Genomic DNA, 19308 nt, shown 5'->3' with positions numbered 1-19308 from the left:
CTAGCGGTCGATCGAGGCCCGGAGCACGGGGGCGGCGTCAGGCTCGTCCAGCAGGGCGGGCAGGACGGCGCCGCCCGCGCCGATGACCAGGGCGGCGACGATGAAGGCGGAGACCACGGCCACGCCGGTCAGGCGAAAGCCCTCCCAGACATCGTCGTCATCGTTGTGGTGATCCATGCCGCCTCCGGGCTCGCCCATGGGCGAACGCTGGATTCAGAACAGCATGAGCGCGGGCTGCTTCGCAAGCGCAACCAAAGGAAAAGGCGGCGGTTTCCCGCCGCCTTCGCCATTTTCACGCAACTGTGTTGATCAGTTCGCCGTCAGCGGCCGGATCAGGATCTCGACGCGACGGTTCTGGCTGCGGCCGTCCACGGTGTCATTGGACGCGATCGGATTGCGCGAGCTGGCGCCCGCCACGTACAGGCGCTCGCGCATCACGCCTTCGCTGATCAGGAACTGGGCCACCGATGCCGCGCGCCGTTCCGACAGGGGCTGGTTGATGTGGTCGCCGCCCGTGGAGTCGGTGTGGCCGATGATGTCCACCACCGAGCGGTCATACTCGTTCATGACCCGCGCCACGTCCGCCAGGACGGGATGGAAGCGCTGGTTGATGTCGGCGCTGTTGGTGGGGAAGGTCACGTCGCCGGGCATGCGCAGCACCAGGTTGTCCCCCTGACGCGCCACGCCGACGCCGGAGCCGGACAGTTCAGCCTCCATGGCGCGCTGCTGGCGGTCCATGTACTGGCCGATGGCCGCGCCGCCCAGGGCGCCGACGCCGGCGCCGATCAGGGCGTTCTTGCGGCCCTCTTCGGAATTGTTGGTGTTGGTCAGATAGCCCAGCACGGCGCCGCCCAGCGCGCCGGCGATGGCGCCCGTCGCGGTGTTGTTGCGCGGCGCGTCGGTGCGATAGGGGTCGGTGGTGGTGCAGGCGGCGGCCAGCAGGGCCGCGACGCTGACGCCGGCGATCATCTTGATGTTCATGAGGGTAGTCCTTCCAGGGTTTCTTGAGTGACCCAGCCACTGGAACGCCTGGCGAAAGGCCAAGGTTCCGGTGCGGCCGCTTGAAGCGAAGCCATAACGACCTTTTGCCATCGGGATGATGAACGGCGTAAGACGGCCTTCGTTCACCTCCGCGAGATTTCCCGTGACCGACAGCGCCATCATTCCCGTCTCCATGACCCGCTTCGATGCGGAATTTCAGGGCTTTGCCGACGACCTGGGGGCGTCCTTCGCCCGCTACGGCTTCGCCGTGGTGGCGGACCACGGGCTGGACGAGGCGGTGATCGGGGCGGCGCTGGACGACGCCAAGGCCTTCTTCGCCCTGCCCGACGGGGTCAAGCGGGCCTATCACCAGCCCGGCACCGGCGGGGCGCGCGGCTACACGCCCTTCGGCGTCGAGGCGGCCAAGGACGCCAAGGCCGTGGACCTGAAGGAATTCTGGCACGCCGGGCGCGAACTGCCTGAAGGGCACCCCTACCGCAAATACATGCGGGACAACGTCTGGCCCGCCGAGGTCCCGACCTTCGAGGCCCACGTCTACGGGATGTTCCAGGCGCTGGACGCCCTGGGCGGCAAGCTGCTGCGGGCCATCGCGCGGTACCTCGAACTTCCCGACGACTTCTTCGCCGACAAGGTGGCGCTGGGCAATTCGGTGCTGCGCCTGCTGCACTATCCGCCGGTGCCAGCCGACGCGCCGGGCGTGCGGGCCGGAGCCCACGAGGACATCAACGTCATCACCCTGTTGCTGGGCGCCGAGGAGGCGGGGCTGCAACTGCTGGACCGGGACGGACGGTGGCTGTCCATCGCGCCGCCGCCGGGCGCCCTGGTGGTCAACATCGGCGACATGCTGCAGCGCCTGACCAACCATGTGCTGCCGTCCACCACCCATCGGGTGGTCAATCCGGCGCCGGAGCGGCGCGGCTTCTCGCGCTACTCCACCCCGTTCTTCCTGCATTTCGAGCCGGAATACGAAATCCGCACCCTGGACAGCTGCGTCTCGGCCGACAATCCGGATCGCTATCCGGAAGGGATCACGGCCGAGGACTATCTGCTGCAGCGCCTGCGCGAGATCCGGCTGCTCTAGACCGAAATCGGTTCAGTCGGACGCCTTCCGACCGGGCTCAGATTTCGGTCCCGTTCAAAGGCTCTAGCGGGCGATGCGCAGGTCCGAAATGCTGCGGGCGATGGCGCGGAAGGCCTCGCGCAGGTCGGTGTCGCCGCTGGGCAGATAGACGTGATCCGCGCTGGTGGCGCAGGACTCGATGACCTCACGGGCGGTGTCCACCACATTGGGGGTGTCGTCGTTCGCGTTGGCGACGTCCAGACCCACCGTATAGATGATGATGTCCTCATCCTTCATGGCGTCGCACAGCTCCACCGCCTGCTGGAAGGGGCTGCCGTTCTGGGCGTCACAGCGGTTGTGCCAGTTGGTGTCGCCGCTGCCGGCCCCGGCGTTCTGGGCGATGACGCCGTCGCAGTAGGGCGTGTTGAACTCGCCGTCGGTCATCATCACCACGACCTTGAGCAGGTTGTTGGAGCCGTAAGCTGCGGCGCGGTTCATGGTGCTGGGCCACAGGCTGTTGAAGTTGGGGGAAACCGCGTACCAGCCCCAGGCCAGCCCCACCTGTCCGGCGGTGGAGCCGCCCGCCGTAAGCTGGCCGATCTGCTGGGTCAGATAGGTGCGGTCGCTGGTCAGGGGGACCAGGGCGTTGGACGGGCAGTTGTTGCCGGGAATCGGATAGTTGGCCCCCACACGCGCCTCGGCGGGCGAGCGGTCGGTGTAGGCGTCGGCCCCGGTCCGTTCGCTGACGCAGGTGCTGATCTGGCTGGTCCGCTCCGCGCCCCATCGACCGGTGTAGGTGAAGTACTGGCAGCCATAATCCGCGCACCACGCCGTGCCGCCGGACGAATAGCTCTGGCCGCGCGGGTTCGAGCCGGACAGCACGAAGGTGTTGGCCGTGCGGTCGGCCACGACGTAGGTCGTGTCGTTCAGGGTGTTCAGGCCGTTCACATTGAAGATGCGGACCTGGCCGCCGTTCTGGAACCCGTGGTTGTTCGAGGTGATGGTGACGGCGCAGTCGTTGCGCTGGCACTCCACAACCCGGCCGTTGCCCCAGTAATTTCCGTAGGAATAGGGATTGATGTCCTGGCCGGACGCGGTCTGCAGGCGGAAGGTGTTGGTGTTCACGCGCCGGACCCGGAACGCCTGATCATTGATCTGGGTCATGCCGCCCACGTCCCAGACATAGACGAAGTCGCCGGTCTGGAAGCCGTGGCCGTTGGAGGTGACCGTGATGCGGCTGTTGCTCTTCGAGATCGCGGAGATCGTCCGGGTGGATCCGGTGGACCAGGCGGCGCCTGTGATGTTGCGGCTGGACGGCGGTGTTCCGCGCGCGGCGTTGGCCATGGAGCCGAGGTTCACGCCCATGGCATACGGAATGATCGCCGCCTTGGAGTAGTAGGGCGTCTGCTGGGTTTGCACGACCAGCTCCACCAGCTCGGTGGCGGAGTCGCGCAGGGTGGCGATGCGGCTGCCGGCCATGGACCCGGTGATGTCCAGCACCAGGGCCACCTCAAGATTGGTGGACGAACGGAGCACCTCGGATTCCACGCCCACCTGCACCTGATCCTCCAGGACCTGGCCGTAGGGGGGCAGGAAGATGTTGGCCACCAGGGTGTCCACGTCCACCTTGGAGTTCGCGATCACCGCGCCGTCTTCGGTCAGGTGGAAGGTTGTAAGGTCCTCGCGCAGGGCGATCTGGGGATAGGCCTGAAGGTTGGCGCGCAGGGCGGCCATGCCTACGGTCGTGATGCCGGCGTCGTCCATGTGGGATGACCGGGCGGCCGCCAGGGCCGCGGCGTCCAGAGCGTCCTGTAGATTGGCGCGCACGGTGGAGATGCGGTGCACGTCCACGCCCACCAGGGCGGTCATGGCCAGCACCGGCAGGGCCAGGGCGAACATCATCGCCACGCCGCCGTGCCGGGCGCGCGCGAAGCTGCGCATCAAACGCGTGAAACCGCCCAGCCGCGTCGCCATGCGCCGGAACCCCCGCATCCGTGGCGGACCTCATGTCCGCGTCAGACGCCGAGAATGGACGATCCAGGTAAAGAAAAGGCTCAACGGGCTGGGTTAACGCCCGTCACCCATCCCGAAAAAAAGGGTGTCCCGTCCGCCCGGGCGAAGGCGGACGGGATGATCCGTCAGGCCTCCCAGCCGCAGTCCTGGCCGCGGTTCTGTTCGGTCAGCCAGGTGTCCAGCGGGGCGAAATACTGGGCCACCGCCGTGGCGTCGTTCTCGGGCGAGCCGGTGAAGGCTTCCATGGCCCGGGGCCAGGGCTGGGACATGCCCATCTCCATCATGGCGTTGAAGCGCCGACCCACTTCCTCGTTCCCGTAGACCGAGCAGCGGTGCAGCGGCCCGTCCCAGCCGGCGATGTCGCAGGCCGCGCGGTGGAACTGGAACTGGTAGATGTGGGCCAGGAAGTAGCGTGTGTAGGGCACGTTGCCGGGCACATGGTACTTGGCGCCGGGGTCGAAGGCGTTGTCCGGGCGCGGTCCGGGCGGGACCAGGCCCTGATAACGCAGCATATTGGCCGACCAGGCATCGTTGTATTGCGCCGGCGTCGTCGCGCCCGACTGCACGTCCCAGCGCCAGCGATCGACCATCAGGCCGAACGGCATGAAGGCGATCTTGTCCATGGCCATGCGCAGCAGGAAGGTGATGTCCTCCTCCTCGCCGGGGACGGTGTCCAGCAGGTCGATCTGGCTCAGATAGGTGGGCGTGGCCGCCGACAGGGCCGCGAAATCGCCGATCGCCTCGTGGAAGCCGTCGTTGGCGCCGTTGCGGAACAGGAAGGGCTGCTGGTTGTAGGCGCGCTGGTAATAGTTGTGGCCCAGCTCGTGGTGCATGGTCTGGAAGTCTTCGGCGTTGACCCGCGTGCACATCTTGATGCGCAGGTCGTCCACATTGTCCAGGTTCCAGGCCGAGGCGTGGCACACCACCTCGCGCCCCTCGGGTCGCGTGATCTGCGACCGCTCCCAGAAGGTGTCGGGCAACGGGTCCAGGCCGATGGAGGTGTAGAACCGCTCGGATGTGCGGGCGATCTGCTCGGCGTCATAGTCCGCCGCCACCAGCAGCTCGGTCAGGTCGACGGTGGATTCCGGCAGGTTGGCGGGCGCCACCACGTCATAGATGTTGCCCCACTGCTGGGACCACATGTTGCCCAGAAGATCGGCGCGGATCGGGCCTGTGGCGGGCTGGACCTCGTCGCCGTAACGCTCGTTCAGGCGGGCGCGCACATAGCAGTGCAGGTTCTCGTAGAACGGCTGGACCTGGGCCCACAGCCGATCGGTCTCGGCGGCGAAGGCGTCCGGGTCCATGTCATAGCCCGAGCGCCACATGGCGCCGGTGTCGGCGTAGCCCAGCTCGCGCGCGCCCTCATTGGCGACCTCCACCAGCCGGGCGTAGTCCTCGGCCATGCCGGGAGAGATGGTGCGCCAGCCCTCGTACATGGCGCGGGTCACTTCCGGATCGCGGGATTCGGCGATGATCTCCTCGGCCTCGTTCAGGGTCAGCTGGCGGCCCTGGTATTCGAAGCGGCCTGTGGCGTAGGTGGAGTCCAGGCGCGTGGCGATCTCGGCCAGTTCAGCCGCCGCGCCGGGGCGGTTGGGGGCCGGCATGGTCAGGCCCTGGCGCAGGATGTCCAGCTTGCGGCGGGTCTCGGGATCGGCGTCCACATCGTTGAAGTGGGCCGCGGCGTTGGCCAGCTCGACGCCCAGCTCGGTGTATTCGGTGTTGGCCCGGGCCTCCAGCCACATGGTGTCGTGGATGATGTAGGTGTTGCGCACCCAGGCCACGCGCGCGGCGTATTCGGCCACGTCCGTGAGGCGGGCTTCTGCGTCCAGCACGAAGGCGCGCGCGCCCTCCGGCGTGGCGGGGAAGGCGCTGGTCGCGGCGGTCGGGGCGGGCGCCGGGCCTTGCGCCTGGGCCTCCATGCTCGCGCAGGCGACGAGGCCCGTGGTGAGGGCGCAGGCCGCCGTCGCGGCCATCAGCAGGCGTTTCATCTTGATCTCCTTCATGGAGCCCTGAGCCGGCCCCTTTGATGGCGCGCATGGGAAGCGCCGCCGTGCGTCCCGTCAAGCCTCGGCCGTCAGGGTCTCAATCCAGAACGCAGTTCGCCAGACCATCGTTGCGGACGGTGCCCATGGCGGCCTGAATCTGGCTTGCGCGACGACGCACATAGGGGCCGGGACTGGCGGCCTGATAGCGGCGCGGACTGGGCAGGATGGCCGCCAGCCGCGCCGCCTGGGAGGCGCTGAGATCGGCCGCCGAAACGCCGAACCAGTGCCGGGCCGCCGCCTCGGCGCCGTAGACCCCGGGCGCCCACTCGGCCACGTTCAGATAGACCTCCATGATGCGGCGCTTGGGCCAGACCGTCTCGATCAGCACGGTGTAGCCCGCCTCAAGTCCTTTCCGCACCCAGCTGCGCTGGGGCCACAGGAAGACGTTCTTGGCGGTCTGCTGACTGATGGTGGAGCCGCCGCGCACCTGACCGCCGCGCCGGTTGCGCTCCAGCGCCTGTTCGATGGCCTCCATGTCGAAGCCCCGGTGCGAACAGAAGCGCGAATCCTCGGCCGCGATCACCGCCCGCACCAGATGGGGCGAGATGTGGTTCAGGGAGCGCCAGCGATAGTCGACGCCCTCGCCCTCGATCACCCGCGTCAGCATCAGCAGGGTGGTCGGGGGCGGCGCCACGGCGTGCATCAGCACCCCGCCCAGCGGCAGCAGCAGAATGATCAGGGCCAGGATCAGAAGAGGCCGCCCCCGCCGCCCCTCTCGTTCTTTTGTCATGGGGCATTGATACGCGAGCCGCGCCGGGCGGCAAGCGTCAGTCGAACACCCGCGCCGCCTCGTCCGGCGCCAGCAGCCGCCACTGACCCGGCTCAAGATCGTCGGGCAGGGTCAGGCCGCCGACGCGCTCACGGTGCAGGGCCTCCACATGGTTGCCCACGGCGGCGAACATGCGCCGCACCTGATGATAGCGGCCCTCGGTCACCGTCAGCCGCGCTTCGGTGGGTGTGATGATTTCCAGCTCCGCCGGGGCCAGCGGCTTGGCCTCGCCCTCCAGCATCAGTTCGCCCGAGGCGAACAGGGCGCCTTCGGTCCCCGCCAGCGGCCGGGCCAGCGTCGCGCGATAGACCTTGGCCACATGGCGCCGGGGCGAAATCACACGGTGCAGGAAGTCCCCGTCGTCGGTCAGCAGCAGCAGGCCCGAGGTGTCCTTGTCCAGTCGCCCGATGGTGGATATGGCCGGGTCGCGCCGGCGCCAGCGGTCGGGCAGGACGTCGTGGACGAGGGCCCCGTCTTCCTTGTGGGAACAGGTCATGCCCAGCGGCTTGTTCAGCAGCAGCACCAGACCCGGCGGCGGGTCCAGCGGCGCCCCATCGATCTGCATGCGCTGCGACAGGTCAGGGGTCACGGGGATGCGTTTCGACACATCCGCCACGTCCACGCCGTCCAGCACGATGCCGCCCGCCTGCGCCAGCCGCCCGATCTCGGTGCGCGACCCGTAGCCCATGTTGGACAGCAGCTTGTCGATACGGGACGTCTGGGTCTTGCTCACTTCACCGCCTCGAACACCTTGTAGCCGCCCTTGTCCGCCACGGGCCGGACCCTTGCGAAGGCGGCGTTCAGTTCGGCCTCGTAAGGCAGGTGGCGGTTGGCCACCATCCACAGCACGCCGCCCTTTTTCAGCATGGCCGCCGCCTTTCGGATGAAGGCCTGACCCAGCGCCTTGTCCTCGGCCCCGCCGTCGTGGAACGGCGGGTTCATGACCACGAAGTTCAGCTCCGTCAGGTCCATTGTCCGGGCGTCGGCCCAGTGCAGACGTACGCGAGGGTCCTCCACATTGCGCCGCGCGCACTCAACCGCCCGCCGGTCCAGATCGATCATGTCCAGGCTGGTCACGGCGGGCGAGGCCAGCGCCACGGTGGACAGGGCGCCGAAACCGCAGCCCAGGTCCGCACCCGCGCCCTTCAGAGCCGGGAGGCTGGCGGCCAGCAGGGCCGTGCCGCCGTCGATGCGGTCCCATCCGAACACGCCCGGCTGGGACCAGGCGTCCAGCCCGGGCACACGGCGCGCCGCCCCGGCCTCGATGGCGGCGTCCAGCCCGGTGACGTCCCGGGGCCGCACCAGCTCACAGCGCCGGTGGTGGGCCTTGGCGCTCTCGACGGGCTCCAGCCCGAACTCGCGCAGCTCCTTGCCCAGGCGCGACCCGCCCTTGAGCTTGGGCGCCATGACGTCCAGCCGCCCGCCCGGCTTCAGCGCCTGCAGGGCCAGCGCCAGCACATACCGCCGTTCCAGCACGCCGGGGGGCGCGAGGATGGTGGCGGCATCCAGCGATCCGGCCGAAACCTCCGCCAGATCGGCCGAGCCGGGGATCAGGGGCGAGGTCTGGACGGCGTCGGCGGGCGGATCGAACACCGCCGGGGGGCGGCCATAGAGAATGCTGGTCATGGCCGCGCTATAGCCGGTCCGCCGCCGCCTGCGAAGCGATGGGGATGATCCGTCCCGCCGCCGTGACACCCCCGCCCGCATCGGGCACAAGCGCTCCATGCTCGCCGAATCCCCCCCGCCCGCCGCCGCGCCCGACATGGCGCGCGCCCGCGAGACTCTGGAACGGGTCTGGGGCCACGCGGATTTCCGCGGGCTACAGGCCTCCGTGGTGGAGCAGGTTCTGGCCGGGCGCGACGTGCTGGCGGTGCTGCCCACCGGCGGCGGCAAGAGCGTCTGCTATCAGATCCCCGCCATGCTGCGCCCCGGTCTGGGCCTTGTCGTCTCGCCCCTGATCGCCCTGATGACCGATCAGGTGGAGGCGCTGAAGCAGCAGGGCGTGCGCGCCGCGCGACTGGATTCCGGCGTGTCGCTGACGGACCGCTCGGCCATCTGGGATGCGGCGCGGGCGGGCGAGCTGGATCTGCTCTATGTGTCGCCCGAAGGTCTGGCCCAGCCCCACATGATCGATCGGCTGGCCAGCCTGCCGCTGGCCCTGATCGCCATCGACGAGGCGCACTGCGTGTCCCAATGGGGCCATGACTTTCGCCCCGATTACCGGGATCTGGGGCGGCTGGCCGGGATGTTCCCCGGCGTGCCCCGCATCGCAGTCACCGCCACCGCCGATGCGCGGACCCGCGACGACATCCTGGCCTCCCTGCGCCTGTCCGACGCCGCCGTTTTCGTGGACAGTTTCGACCGGCCCAATCTGCAGCTGATCGCCGAGCGCAAGGTCAACGGCTCGCGGGCCCGCACCGACGCGCGGGTGGTGGAGCTGGTGGGCGAGCGAAGCGGCAAGTCGGGGGTGGTCTATTGCGGCTCGCGCGACGGCTGCGAGCGGCTGGCGGACCAGCTGAGACAGACGGGCGTGCACGCCATCGCCTATCACGCGGGCATGGCGCCGGCCGAGCGCGACAAACGGCTGGAGCGGTTCCTGGCCGAGGACGGGGCGGTGATGGTGGCCACCATCGCCTTCGGCATGGGGGTGGACAAGCCGGACGTGCGCTTCGTCATCCACGCCGATCCGCCGGGCAGCCTCGAGGCCTACTGGCAGGAGATCGGCCGGGCGGGCCGCGACGGCGAACCGGCCGAGGGCGTCACCCTGTACGGCCCCTCCGACATCGCCTGGGCCCTGCGCCGCCTCGACGGCCGGCCCATGGACGAGACGGTCAAGCAGGTGCAGGTGCGCAAGGTGCGCCAGCTGTTCGCCATGCTGGACGGCGCCGCCTGCCGGCCCCAGGCGGTGCGCCGCTACTTCGGCGAGACCGACGCGAAACCCTGCGGCCAGTGCGACGTCTGCCTCGATCCGCCCCAGACCCATGACGCCACCGTGCAGGCGCAAAAGGCCCTGGCGGCGGTCCAGCGGCTGGACCAGCGCTTCGGCCGGGGCCGGGTCATCGACCATCTGACCGGCCGCACCAAGGATGTGCAGGGCTGGGAGACCGCCCTGTCCACCTGGGGCGTGGGCGCCGACATCTCGCCGAACGGCTGGCGCGAGGTGATCGACCATCTGCTGTTCGAGGGCCTGCTGGAGGAAGATCCCAACGAGGGCAAGCCGCTCCTGCGGCTGGGCGATCCCGAGGCGGTGCGCGGGGTGTATCGGGGCGAGCGCACGGTGGAGGTGGCCCGCGTGCCCCTGCGCCACGATCCCACCACCCGTTCGGGCAATCCGCGCCAGAGGGGTGCGGGGGGTGGCCGTCAGAGCCGCGCTGCGGTGCTGGAGACCCTGCCGGCCGATGTGCGCGAGCGGTTCGAGGTGCTGCGCGCCTGGCGCCGCGACCGGGCCGCGGAACAGCACGTGCCGCCCTATGTCATCTTTCAGGACCGCACCCTGCTGGAGATCGCCATGACCGAGCCCGGCTCGCTGGACGCCCTGTCGCGGGTGTCCGGGGTGGGGCAGGGCAAGCTGGACCGCTACGGGCGGGCGGTGCTGGACGTGCTGGCCGCAGGCTGAGCAAGGAACCGCTCCACCGCCGCCATGAACTGTCGGGGGCGGTCGATCATGACCATGTGCTGGGCGCCCTCTATGCGCACGAAGCGGGCGGCGCGCCGCAGACGCAGGAAGCCCTGACGAAAGCCCTGGTCCACCTGATGGCGCGGGCTGTCGGTGGCGTCGCTCCAGCCATAGACCACGGTGACCGGAGCGATGACGCGGGCCAGGTCGGCGCGCAGATCGGTGGTCATGACCTCATAGATGCCCTGGGCCAGCACGCGCCGGTCGCCGCCCTGCCAGCCCATGGCGTGCACCACCGCGTCGGTCGCCCCGCCCAGACGCTCGCCCACCGCGCCAGCCTGTTGCCGTAACACCTGGTCGCCCAGGAACAGCACGGCGGTGCGCGCCACCTCGGCGATGGGCGCCACATCGGCTGCGGTGGCCCGGGCGTTGATCAGGGAGGGGAAGAAGGGCGAAGCGTCGACCACCATCACCCGGCCCACGCGGCCGGGCGCGTCGGCGGCCATCTTCAGGGCGATCTGGCCGCCCATGGAGTGGCCGATGACAGCGGGGCGCTCCAGCTCCTGCTCGGCCATGTAGCGGCGCAGCTCATCGGCGATGGCGGCGGTCAGCGGGCCGCGGGCATTGGCGCCCGGCGCGGTGTCGCCGAAACCGTTCACCGCCACCACATGCACCCGGTAGCGGTTCTGCAGCGCCCGCGCGGTGTCATCCCAGACGGCGGGGGTGGAGGCCAGGCCGGGGATCAGGATGACGTCGGGACCGGCGCCCCTTGCGGTCACGGCGATGCGCTCGGACTGGAAGGCCTGGGCGGAGGCGGGCGCGGCGAAGGCGAGGATCAGAAGGGTCAGGATGAGACGGGCCATGACCGTCCCTAACGTCCGATCACGGCGAACGGGTGACGAAGCGGTGTCAGGCCAAGAACCGCAGCACCAGCGGCAGGCCCATAAGCAGGGCCACCAGCAGGACGATGGCCAGGGGCGCGAAGCGGCGGCGCACCGAGACGCTGCGCCGGGCGCCCAGCATGCCCGCCGCCGCCCAGGGTGCGGCCAGCACGCCCAGCGCCAGTCCCAGGTCCCGCGCCGGGAGGTCGCCGGTCCCGGGAAGATCGTCGGGCTCGCCTGAGATGAACTCGCCCGACTGAACCCTGGCCAGAATGGCGCGGGCGTCCAAGGCTTCGTCCTCGGGCGCCATGACGCGAAGACCGCCGACAGCGCGCTGCATGAGCGGGTCCATGCCGATCAGGTGATGATCCGCCACCTCGGCCCGGATGCCGGCCGAGCGCAGCAGGCCCGCGGCCAGTTCGGCCTCGTGCAGATCATGGAAGCGGCCGACCTCGATGGACATGGCCTCAGGATAGCACACCCATCCACCACAGGCCCACGGCCAGAACCGCAAGGGCGGCGTAGAACCCCACCACGATGATGGCCCCGTCGCGGTTCCTGACGTCCTCCGGGTGGCTGGCCGGATAGAACCGCTCGGACCACAGGCAGAATGCGCCCTGTTCGATCACCACCATCACGGCGATCAGCGCACCCCAACGGTTGGAAAGAACCAGGCCCAGCGCCGCAGTGGCCAGCAGCAGGGCGTCCAGATGCAGCCAGGCGCTCACGACACGCTCGATGCGCGGAACGGGTTTGAGGGTGATGCCCGCCAGGGCCCGGTCCATCAGGGCGTTCATGCGCGCGCGTCGCCAGCCGGCCAAACCGGCCAGTCCATAGACCGCCCCCAGCATCCACGCCGCCCACTGCATGGGGCGACGCTAGGTGGGCGGGCTCAGCGCGGCGACTGACGGAATCTGTCGGGGATCAGAGGTCCAGCAGGAAGCGCTGGGGATCCTCGAGGTTTTCCCTGATGCGCACCAGGAAGGTCACGGCTTCCTTGCCGTCCACGATGCGGTGATCGTAGCTGAGGGCGAGGTACATCATCGGGCGGATCTTCACCTCGCCGTTCACCGCCACCGGGCGCTGGACGATGTTGTGCATGCCCAGGATGCCGGACTGGGGCATGTTCAGGATCGGCGTCGACATCAGCGAGCCGTAGATGCCGCCGTTGGTGATGGTGAAGGTGCCGCCCTGCAGCTGGTCCAGGGTCAGGTCGCCGTCGCGGGCGGCCTTGCCCAGGCCGGCGATGCCCTTTTCAATTTCAGCCAGGGAGAGCTGGTCGACGTCGCGCAGCACAGGCACCACGAGGCCCTTCTCGGTGCCCACGGCCACGCCGATGTCATAGTGGTTCTTGTAGATGATGTCCGTGCCGTCGATCTCGGCGTTGACCGCCGGGATTTCCTTCAGGGCCGCGACCACGGCCTTGGCGAACAGGCTCATGAAGCCGAGCTTGACGCCGTGACGCTTCTCGAAGCTGTCCTTGTAGGCGCTGCGCAGGGCCATGACCGCGCTCATGTCCACCTCGTTGAAGGTGGTCAGCTGGGCGGCGGTGTTCTGGGATTCCTTCAGGCGCCGGGCGATCGTCTGGCGCAGGCGGGTCATCTTGACCCGCTCCTCGCGCGGGCCCGTGGCGCGGGGCGCGGACGGGGCGGCGGGGGCCGGAGCAGCAGCAGCGGGCGCGGCTTTCGGGGCGTCGGCGGCGGCCAGGGCGTCGCCCTTGAGGATCCGGCCGTCCTTGCCCGACCCATCGATGGCCTTGGGATCCAGATTCTTCTCGGTCACGATGCGCTGCACCGAGGGCGACAGGTGGGGGGCGTCCCCGCCCTTGTCGGTCACCTGGGCGCTGCCGGCGTTGGCGGCGGGCGCCGAGGGGGCAGCGGCAGCGCCTTCGCCGGCGGCCACCTTGCCGATCACCTGACCGGGGGTGACGGTGGCGCCCTGTTCGGCGGTGATCTCGGCCAGCACGCCGTCGGCGGGGGAGGAGACCTCCACGGCCACCTTGTCGGTCTCGATCTCGACCAGGACCTCGTCCTTCTTCACCGCGTCGCCGGCCTTCTTGAGCCAGGCGCCCATGGTTCCTTCGGCCACGCTCTCGCCCATGGTGGGGGTGGTCAGGTCGATGGTTTCGGTCTTGCCGGCGGCCTTGGCAGGCTTGGCCTCAGCTTTGGCTTCCGCCTTGGGGGCGTCTTTGGCGGGCGCGTCCTTGGCAGGTGCAACCGCGCCGCCCTCGGTGACCTTGCCCAGCACGGCGCCAGCGGTGACCGTGTCGCCTTCACCGGCGGTGATTTCGGCCAGCACGCCGTCGGCGGGGGCCACGACCTCCAGCGAGACCTTGTCGGTCTCCAGCTCCACCAGCAGTTCATCCTTCTTCACCGCGTCGCCGGCCTTCTTGGTCCACTTGGCGACGGTCGCCTCGGAGACGGATTCGCCGAGGGTGGGGGTGAGGATGTCGGCCATGGGAAGGTCCAGTATCTTTCGTGATCAGTCGGGCGAGGTCGGGCGGGCGAAATGGGTCGGGCAGGCGAAGTCGGGCGGGCGGTTCAGGCGAGGGCTTCGGAGAGGAAGGTCTCCAGCTCCTTGAGGTGTCGGCTCATCAGGCCTGCGGCGGTGGAGGCCGAGGCGGGACGGCCCACATATCGGGCGCGCCGGGCCTTGATGTCCAGCTTGTCGAGGGTCAGCTCCAGCCACGGATCGACGAAAGTCCAGCCGCCCATGTTCTTGGGCTCTTCCTGGCACCACACCAGTTCGGCGTCGGGGAAGCGGGCCAGCTCGGTCATCAGCGACTTCATGGGCCACGGATAGAACTGCTCCAGACGCATCAGATAGATGTCGTCGACGCCCTTGCCATCCTTTGCCGCCGTCTCGCGGGCTTCCAGCAGGTCGTAATAGACCTTGCCCGAGCACAGCACCACGCGGCGGATGTCCTTGTCGGCCTTGAGCTTGACGTCCGTCGTTTCGGGCCGGGTCTGGGCATCGTCGTGCAGCACCCGGTGGAAGGTCGAGCCCTCGGCCAGTTCGTGCAGGGGCGACACCGCCTTCTTGTGACGCAGCAGCGACTTGGGCGTCATGATGATCAGCGGCTTGCGGAACGGCCGGTGCATCTGGCGGCGCAGGATGTGGAAATAGTTGGCCGGGGTGGTGCAGTTGGCCACCTGGATGTTGTCCTCGGCGCAGGCCTGAAGGAACCGCTCCAGACGGGCGGAGGAGTGCTCGGGTCCCTGGCCTTCGTAGCCGTGGGGCAGCAGCATGGTCAGGCCGCACATGCGCAGCCATTTGCGCTCGCCGGAGGTGATGAACTGGTCGATCACCACCTGGGCGCCGTTCACGAAGTCGCCGAACTGGGCCTCCCAGAGGACCAGGGTATTGGGGTCCGACAGGGCGTAGCCGTACTCGAAGCCCAGCACCGCTTCCTCGGACAGGGCCGAGTCGATGACCTCGAACTGGGCCTGGCCTTCGCGCAGGTTGTTGAGGGGGACGTAGCGTTCCTCGGTGGTCTGGTCGATGACGCCCGAGTGACGCTGGCTGAAGGTGCCGCGCACCGAGTCCTGGCCGGACAGGCGCACCGGGAAGCCCTCGTCCAGCAGACCGGCGAAGGCCAGGCTTTCGGCCGTGGACCAGTCGATGTTCTCGCCGGACTCGATCATCTGGCGGCGGCCGTCCATGACGCGCTTCAGCGTCTTGTGGATGTCCACATCGTTGGGAACGGTGGTCAGGCGGTGGCCATACTCGCGCAGTTTCTCAGCGGGGATGCCGGTTTCGCCGCGCCGCTCGTCGCCCTCGGGCAGGCCCAGGCCCTTCCACTGGCCGTCCAGCCAGTCGGCCTTGGAGGCCTTGTAGTCCTTGCCGGCCTCGAACTGCTCATCGAGGAATTTCTCGAAGGCGGCGATCTCGGCGTCCACGTCTTCCTGGGTCAGCACACCCTCGTCGATCAGGCGCTGGGCGTAGATTTCGCGCGTCGACGGCTGGGCCCTGATCTTCGAATACATCAGGGGCTGGGTGAAGGTGGGATCGTCGCCCTCGTTGTGGCCGAAGCGGCGGTAGCAGAACATGTCCACCACCACGTCCTTCTTGAAGATCTGGCGGAACTCCGCGGCCACCTTGGCGGCGAAGACCACGGCCTCGGGATCGTCCCCGTTGACGTGGAAGATCGGCGCCTGGACCATCAGGGCCACGTCCGAGGGATAGGGCGAGGAGCGGCTGTTCCGCGGGCTGGTGGTGAAGCCGATCTGGTTGTTGATGATGAAGTGGATGGTGCCGCCGGTGCGGTAGCCCTTCAGCCCCATCAGGGCGAAGCATTCGGCCACCACGCCCTGGCCGGCGAAGGCCGCATCGCCGTGGATCAGCAGGGGCATGACCTTGGAACGGTCCAGCGCCCATTCGGCCTCGGCCTTGCCGGCGTTGGCCTCGCGGATGTCGTGGGCCTGCTTGGCGCGCGCCTTGCCCAGCACCACCGGATTGACGATCTCCAGGTGCGACGGGTTGGCGGTCAGCGACAGGTGCACGGTGTTGCCGTCGAACTCGCGGTCCGACGAGGCGCCCATGTGGTATTTGACGTCGCCCGAGCCCTCGATGTCGGACGGCATGGAGCTGCCGCCCTGGAACTCGTGGAATATGACTTCGTAGGGCTTGCCCATGACGGCGGCCAGCACGTTCAGACGGCCCCGGTGGGCCATGCCCAGCACGATTTCATCGACGCCCATGGCGCCGCCGCGCTTGATGACCTGCTCCAGCGCCGGGACCATGGCCTCGCCGCCGTCCAGGCCGAAGCGCTTGGTGCCGGGGAAGCGCTTGTGCAGGAAGCGCTCGAAGGTCTCGGCCTCGATCAGCTTGGACAGGATGGCGCGCTTGCCGTTGGCGGTGAAGGTGATCTCGCGATCATTGCCTTCCTTGTCGCGGCCCTCGATGCGCTCCTGCAGCCAGGCCTTCTCCTCCGGCTCGGCGATGTGCATGTACTGGATGCCGAGATTGCCGCAGTAGGTCCGGCGCAGGATGGCGATGATCTCGCGCAGGGTGGCGTTCTCCATCCCCAGCACATTGGCGATGAAGATCGGCCGGTCCATGTCGGCCTCGGTGAAGCCCCAGAACTCGGGCGTCAGCTCGGGGTTCTGGATCGGCGGCTCGATGCCCAGCGGGTCCAGATTGGCCTGAAGGTGGCCGCGGATGCGGTAGGCCCGGATCAGCATCAGGGCGCGGATGGAGTCGTGGGCGGCGGCGCGGATTTCGTCGCCGGTGACCGAAGGGGCGGTGGCGGAGGGGGCGGCGGCCTTGGCTGCGGGCGTCTTCGGATCCGCCTTGGGCGCGGGCCAGCGGCCGTCCATGGCGCCCAGTTCGTCGGTGGGCTCGGTCACGGGCTTGCGGCCCCACGACCCGGCCCCGGCGGCTTCCTTCACCAGATCGGCGCGATCGCGCAGCTGATCGAAGAAGGCGCGCCATTCGCCCGAGACCGAAGCGGGATTGTCGGCCCACTTCGCATGAAGTTCTTCAATGAACCCGGCGTTGGCGCCGTAAAGGAAGGAGGTCTCGGCAAAGACCTGGTTCAGCCGACCCGCATCGTCCGCCATCGTATCGCTTCTCGTCCCTTCGGACGCATCCCTTCAAGGCCCGGATCGCACGTCTGCGCATGGGGAGGGGCGTCGGGGGTCATATAACCGCTGTTTCCTTACGGGTCATGACCGCAAGGTGGCGAGACGCGGATATTTTTCGTTTTGCCGGACAAAAACGCCCCCGGCTTGCGGCCGGGGGCGTCCTAGGGCGGAGTCCCGCAAGGAAATCAGCCCTTGAGGACTTCCATCAGGGTCGAGCCGAGGCGGGCCGGGGAGGGGGAGACGCGGATGCCCGCCGCCTCCATGGCCGAAATCTTGGACCCGGCGTCGCCCTTGCCGCCCGACACGACCGCGCCGGCGTGGCCCATGGTGCGGCCCTCCGGGGCGGTGCGTCCGGCGATGAAGCCGACCATGGGCTTCTTGCGGCCCTTCCTGGCTTCGTCGATCAGGAACTGGGCGGCGTCCTCTTCCGCGGCGCCGCCGATTTCGCCGATCATGACGATGGACTTGGTCTCGTCGTCGGCCAGGAACATCTCCAGCACGTCGATGAACTCGGTGCCCTTGACCGGGTCGCCGCCGATGCCGACGGCCGTGGTCTGGCCCAGACCCTCGTTGGTGGTCTGGAACACCGCCTCATAGGTCAGGGTGCCCGAGCGCGAGACGATGCCCACATTGCCCTTCTGGAAGATCTGGCCCGGCATGATGCCGATCTTGCATTCCTCGGGGGTCAGCACGCCGGGGCAGTTGGGGCCCAGCAGGCGGGACTTCGACTTTTCCAGCCGCGCCTTGACCCGCACCATGTCCAGCACCGGGATGCCCTCGGTGATGCAGGTGATGAAGGGGATTTCGGCCTCAATGGCCTCGATGATGGCGTCCGCCGCGCCCGCCGGGGGCACATAGATCACGCTGGCGTCGGCGCCGGTGCGCTCCTTCGCCTCGGCCACGCTGGCGTAGATGGGCAGGGTCTCCTCCTCGGAGCCGTGCCAGGTCTCGCCGCCCTTCTTGGGATGCACCCCGGCGACCATTTTCGTGCCGTAGTAGCGCAGCGCCTGTTCCGTATGGAAGGTGCCGGTCTTGCCGGTCAGGCCCTGGACGATGACCTTGGTGTTCTTGTCGACGAGGATGGACATTGGGGAGCGGTCTCTGAAATGGGGGTCAGTCGGCGGACGATTACGGAGAGGGGCTAGCCCACCGCCGCGACGATCTTCTGGGCGGCGTCGTCCAGGTCGTCGGCGGCGGTGATGGCCAGGCCGGATTCGTTCAGGATTGTCTTGCCCAGCTCAACATTGGTGCCTTCCAGACGCACCACCAGCGGCACCTTCAGACCGACTTCCTTCACCGCGGCGACCACGCCCTCGGCGATGACGTCGCAGCGCATGATGCCGCCGAAGATGTTGACCAGGATGCCCTTCACATTGGGATCGGCGGTGATGATCTTGAAGGCCGCGGTGACCTTTTCCTTGGAGGCGCCGCCGCCCACGTCGAGGAAGTTGGCGGGCTCTTTGCCGTACAGCTTGATGATGTCCATGGTCGCCATGGCCAGGCCGGCGCCGTTGACCATGCAGCCGATGTCGCCGTCCAGGGCCACATAGGCCAGGTCATGTTTGGACGCCTCGATCTCCTTGGCGTCCTCTTCCGATTCGTCGCGCAGCGCGAAGATGTCGGGATGGCGGAACAGGGCGTTGCCGTCGAAGCTGACCTTGGCGTCCAGCACGCGCAGACGGCCGTTCTCCATGACGATCAGAGGATTGATCTCCAGCATGGACATGTCCTTGTCCACGAACGCCCGGTACAGCGTCGGGAACAGGGTCTCGCCGTCCTGGGCCGCGGCGCCCTCCAGCTTCAGGGCCGCATTGAGGGTCGCCACGTCGGCCTCGGTGACGCCGGTGGTCGGGTCGATGACGATGGTCTGGATCTTCTCGGGCGTGTCGTGGGCGACGGCCTCGATGTCCATGCCGCCCTCGGTGGAGACCACGAAGGCGATGCGGCCGTGCTGGCGGTCCACCAGCAGCGAGCAGTACAGCTCGCGGGCGATGTCGGCGCCGTCCTCGATGTACAGACGGTTGACCTGCTTGCCGGCCTCGCCGGTCTGGGCGGTGACCAGGGTGTTGCCGAGCATGTCCTTCGCGTGGGCGACCACTTCCTCGATGGACTTGGCCAGGCGCACGCCGCCCTTGGCGTCCGGGCCCAGCTCCTTGAACTTGCCCTTGCCGCGTCCGCCGGCGTGGATCTGGGACTTCACGACATACAGCGGGCCGGGCAGCTGACGGGCGGCGGCCTCGGCCTCGTCCGCCGAGGTGATGGCGACGCCCGAGGCGACGGGAGCCCCGAAGCCCTTCAGAACCTGCTTGGCCTGGTATTCGTGAATGTTCATGGAGA

General features: G+C 68.5%; 16 protein-coding genes. 2 read left to right on the top strand and 14 right to left on the bottom strand.

Annotated features, from left to right (window positions below):
• Positions 1-177, bottom strand: a complete 177-nt coding sequence (locus IWC96_RS09755) for a hypothetical protein (RefSeq protein WP_021698033.1) — start codon at positions 175-177, stop codon at positions 1-3.
• Positions 178-309: 132 nt separating this feature from the next.
• Positions 310-981 carry an OmpA family protein gene (locus IWC96_RS09750; RefSeq protein ID WP_045319219.1) on the bottom strand — a complete coding sequence of 224 codons (672 nt, stop codon included), beginning with the start codon at positions 979-981 and terminating at the stop codon, positions 310-312.
• 163 nt (positions 982-1144) lie between these two features.
• Between IWC96_RS09750 and IWC96_RS09745 the strand changes: the two genes are divergently transcribed.
• Positions 1145-2083, top strand: coding sequence for an isopenicillin N synthase family oxygenase (locus IWC96_RS09745; protein ID WP_262423502.1), 939 nt, complete (start codon positions 1145-1147; stop codon positions 2081-2083).
• A gap of 63 nt (positions 2084-2146) precedes the next feature.
• On the opposite strand, the gene IWC96_RS09740 is transcribed toward IWC96_RS09745, so the two are convergent.
• The 5 genes from IWC96_RS09740 to IWC96_RS09720 all read right to left on the bottom strand — a co-directional run bounded on the left by IWC96_RS09740 (position 2147) and on the right by IWC96_RS09720 (position 8515).
• A complete protein-coding gene (locus IWC96_RS09740) occupies positions 2147-4036 on the bottom strand; it encodes a ubiquitin-activating E1 FCCH domain-containing protein (RefSeq protein WP_196838811.1) in 1890 nt (629 codons plus the stop codon).
• Positions 4037-4200: 164 nt separating this feature from the next.
• Positions 4201-6063, bottom strand: a complete 1863-nt coding sequence (locus IWC96_RS09735; RefSeq protein ID WP_045319223.1) for a M2 family metallopeptidase — start codon at positions 6061-6063, stop codon at positions 4201-4203.
• 94 nt (positions 6064-6157) lie between these two features.
• On the bottom strand, positions 6158-6850 hold the full coding sequence (gene mtgA, locus IWC96_RS09730) for a monofunctional biosynthetic peptidoglycan transglycosylase (protein ID WP_021698040.1): 693 nt from the start codon (positions 6848-6850) through the stop codon (positions 6158-6160).
• A 37-nt stretch (positions 6851-6887) separates the two neighbouring features.
• On the bottom strand, positions 6888-7622 hold the full coding sequence (locus IWC96_RS09725; RefSeq protein WP_021698041.1) for a pseudouridine synthase: 735 nt from the start codon (positions 7620-7622) through the stop codon (positions 6888-6890).
• Positions 7619-8515, bottom strand: a complete 897-nt coding sequence (locus tag IWC96_RS09720; RefSeq protein WP_021698042.1) for a class I SAM-dependent methyltransferase — start codon at positions 8513-8515, stop codon at positions 7619-7621. Before IWC96_RS09720 ends, IWC96_RS09725 begins: the two co-directional genes overlap by 4 nt.
• A gap of 97 nt (positions 8516-8612) precedes the next feature.
• Here IWC96_RS09720 and recQ point away from each other — a divergent pair, with 97 nt between their 5' ends.
• Positions 8613-10505, top strand: a complete 1893-nt coding sequence (recQ, locus tag IWC96_RS09715; RefSeq protein WP_196838810.1) for a DNA helicase RecQ — start codon at positions 8613-8615, stop codon at positions 10503-10505.
• Here recQ and IWC96_RS09710 read toward each other — a convergent pair.
• From IWC96_RS09710 to sucC, 7 genes are all read right to left on the bottom strand, one after another.
• Positions 10466-11368, bottom strand: a complete 903-nt coding sequence (locus tag IWC96_RS09710; protein WP_021698044.1) for an alpha/beta fold hydrolase — start codon at positions 11366-11368, stop codon at positions 10466-10468. The genes recQ and IWC96_RS09710 overlap by 40 nt on opposite strands.
• 46 nt (positions 11369-11414) lie before the next feature.
• On the bottom strand, positions 11415-11849 hold the full coding sequence (locus IWC96_RS09705; RefSeq protein WP_196838809.1) for a putative signal transducing protein: 435 nt from the start codon (positions 11847-11849) through the stop codon (positions 11415-11417).
• A 4-nt stretch (positions 11850-11853) separates the two neighbouring features.
• Positions 11854-12255: a hypothetical protein gene (locus IWC96_RS09700; RefSeq protein ID WP_148291511.1), complete on the bottom strand. Its 402-nt coding sequence runs from the start codon at positions 12253-12255 to the stop codon at positions 11854-11856.
• Positions 12256-12310: 55 nt separating this feature from the next.
• The gene (gene odhB / locus IWC96_RS09695) at positions 12311-13843 is read right to left on the bottom strand and encodes a 2-oxoglutarate dehydrogenase complex dihydrolipoyllysine-residue succinyltransferase (protein ID WP_021698047.1); all 1533 of its coding nucleotides are present in this window, start codon (positions 13841-13843) and stop codon (positions 12311-12313) included.
• 83 nt (positions 13844-13926) lie between these two features.
• Positions 13927-16947, bottom strand: a complete 3021-nt coding sequence (locus IWC96_RS09690) for a 2-oxoglutarate dehydrogenase E1 component (RefSeq protein WP_196838808.1) — start codon at positions 16945-16947, stop codon at positions 13927-13929.
• A gap of 209 nt (positions 16948-17156) precedes the next feature.
• The gene (gene sucD / locus IWC96_RS09685; RefSeq protein ID WP_021698049.1) at positions 17157-18059 is read right to left on the bottom strand and encodes a succinate--CoA ligase subunit alpha; all 903 of its coding nucleotides are present in this window, start codon (positions 18057-18059) and stop codon (positions 17157-17159) included.
• Positions 18060-18112: 53 nt separating this feature from the next.
• Positions 18113-19303, bottom strand: a complete 1191-nt coding sequence (gene sucC, locus IWC96_RS09680; protein ID WP_196838807.1) for an ADP-forming succinate--CoA ligase subunit beta — start codon at positions 19301-19303, stop codon at positions 18113-18115.
• Positions 19304-19308 lie beyond the last annotated feature (5 nt).

The organism is Brevundimonas sp. BAL450, assembly GCF_015767455.1.
Taxonomy (GTDB): Bacteria; Pseudomonadota; Alphaproteobacteria; order Caulobacterales; family Caulobacteraceae; genus Brevundimonas; species Brevundimonas abyssalis.
The sequence above is the reverse complement of the archived record's forward strand: the minus strand, read 5'-3'. Positions and strand labels throughout refer to the sequence as shown.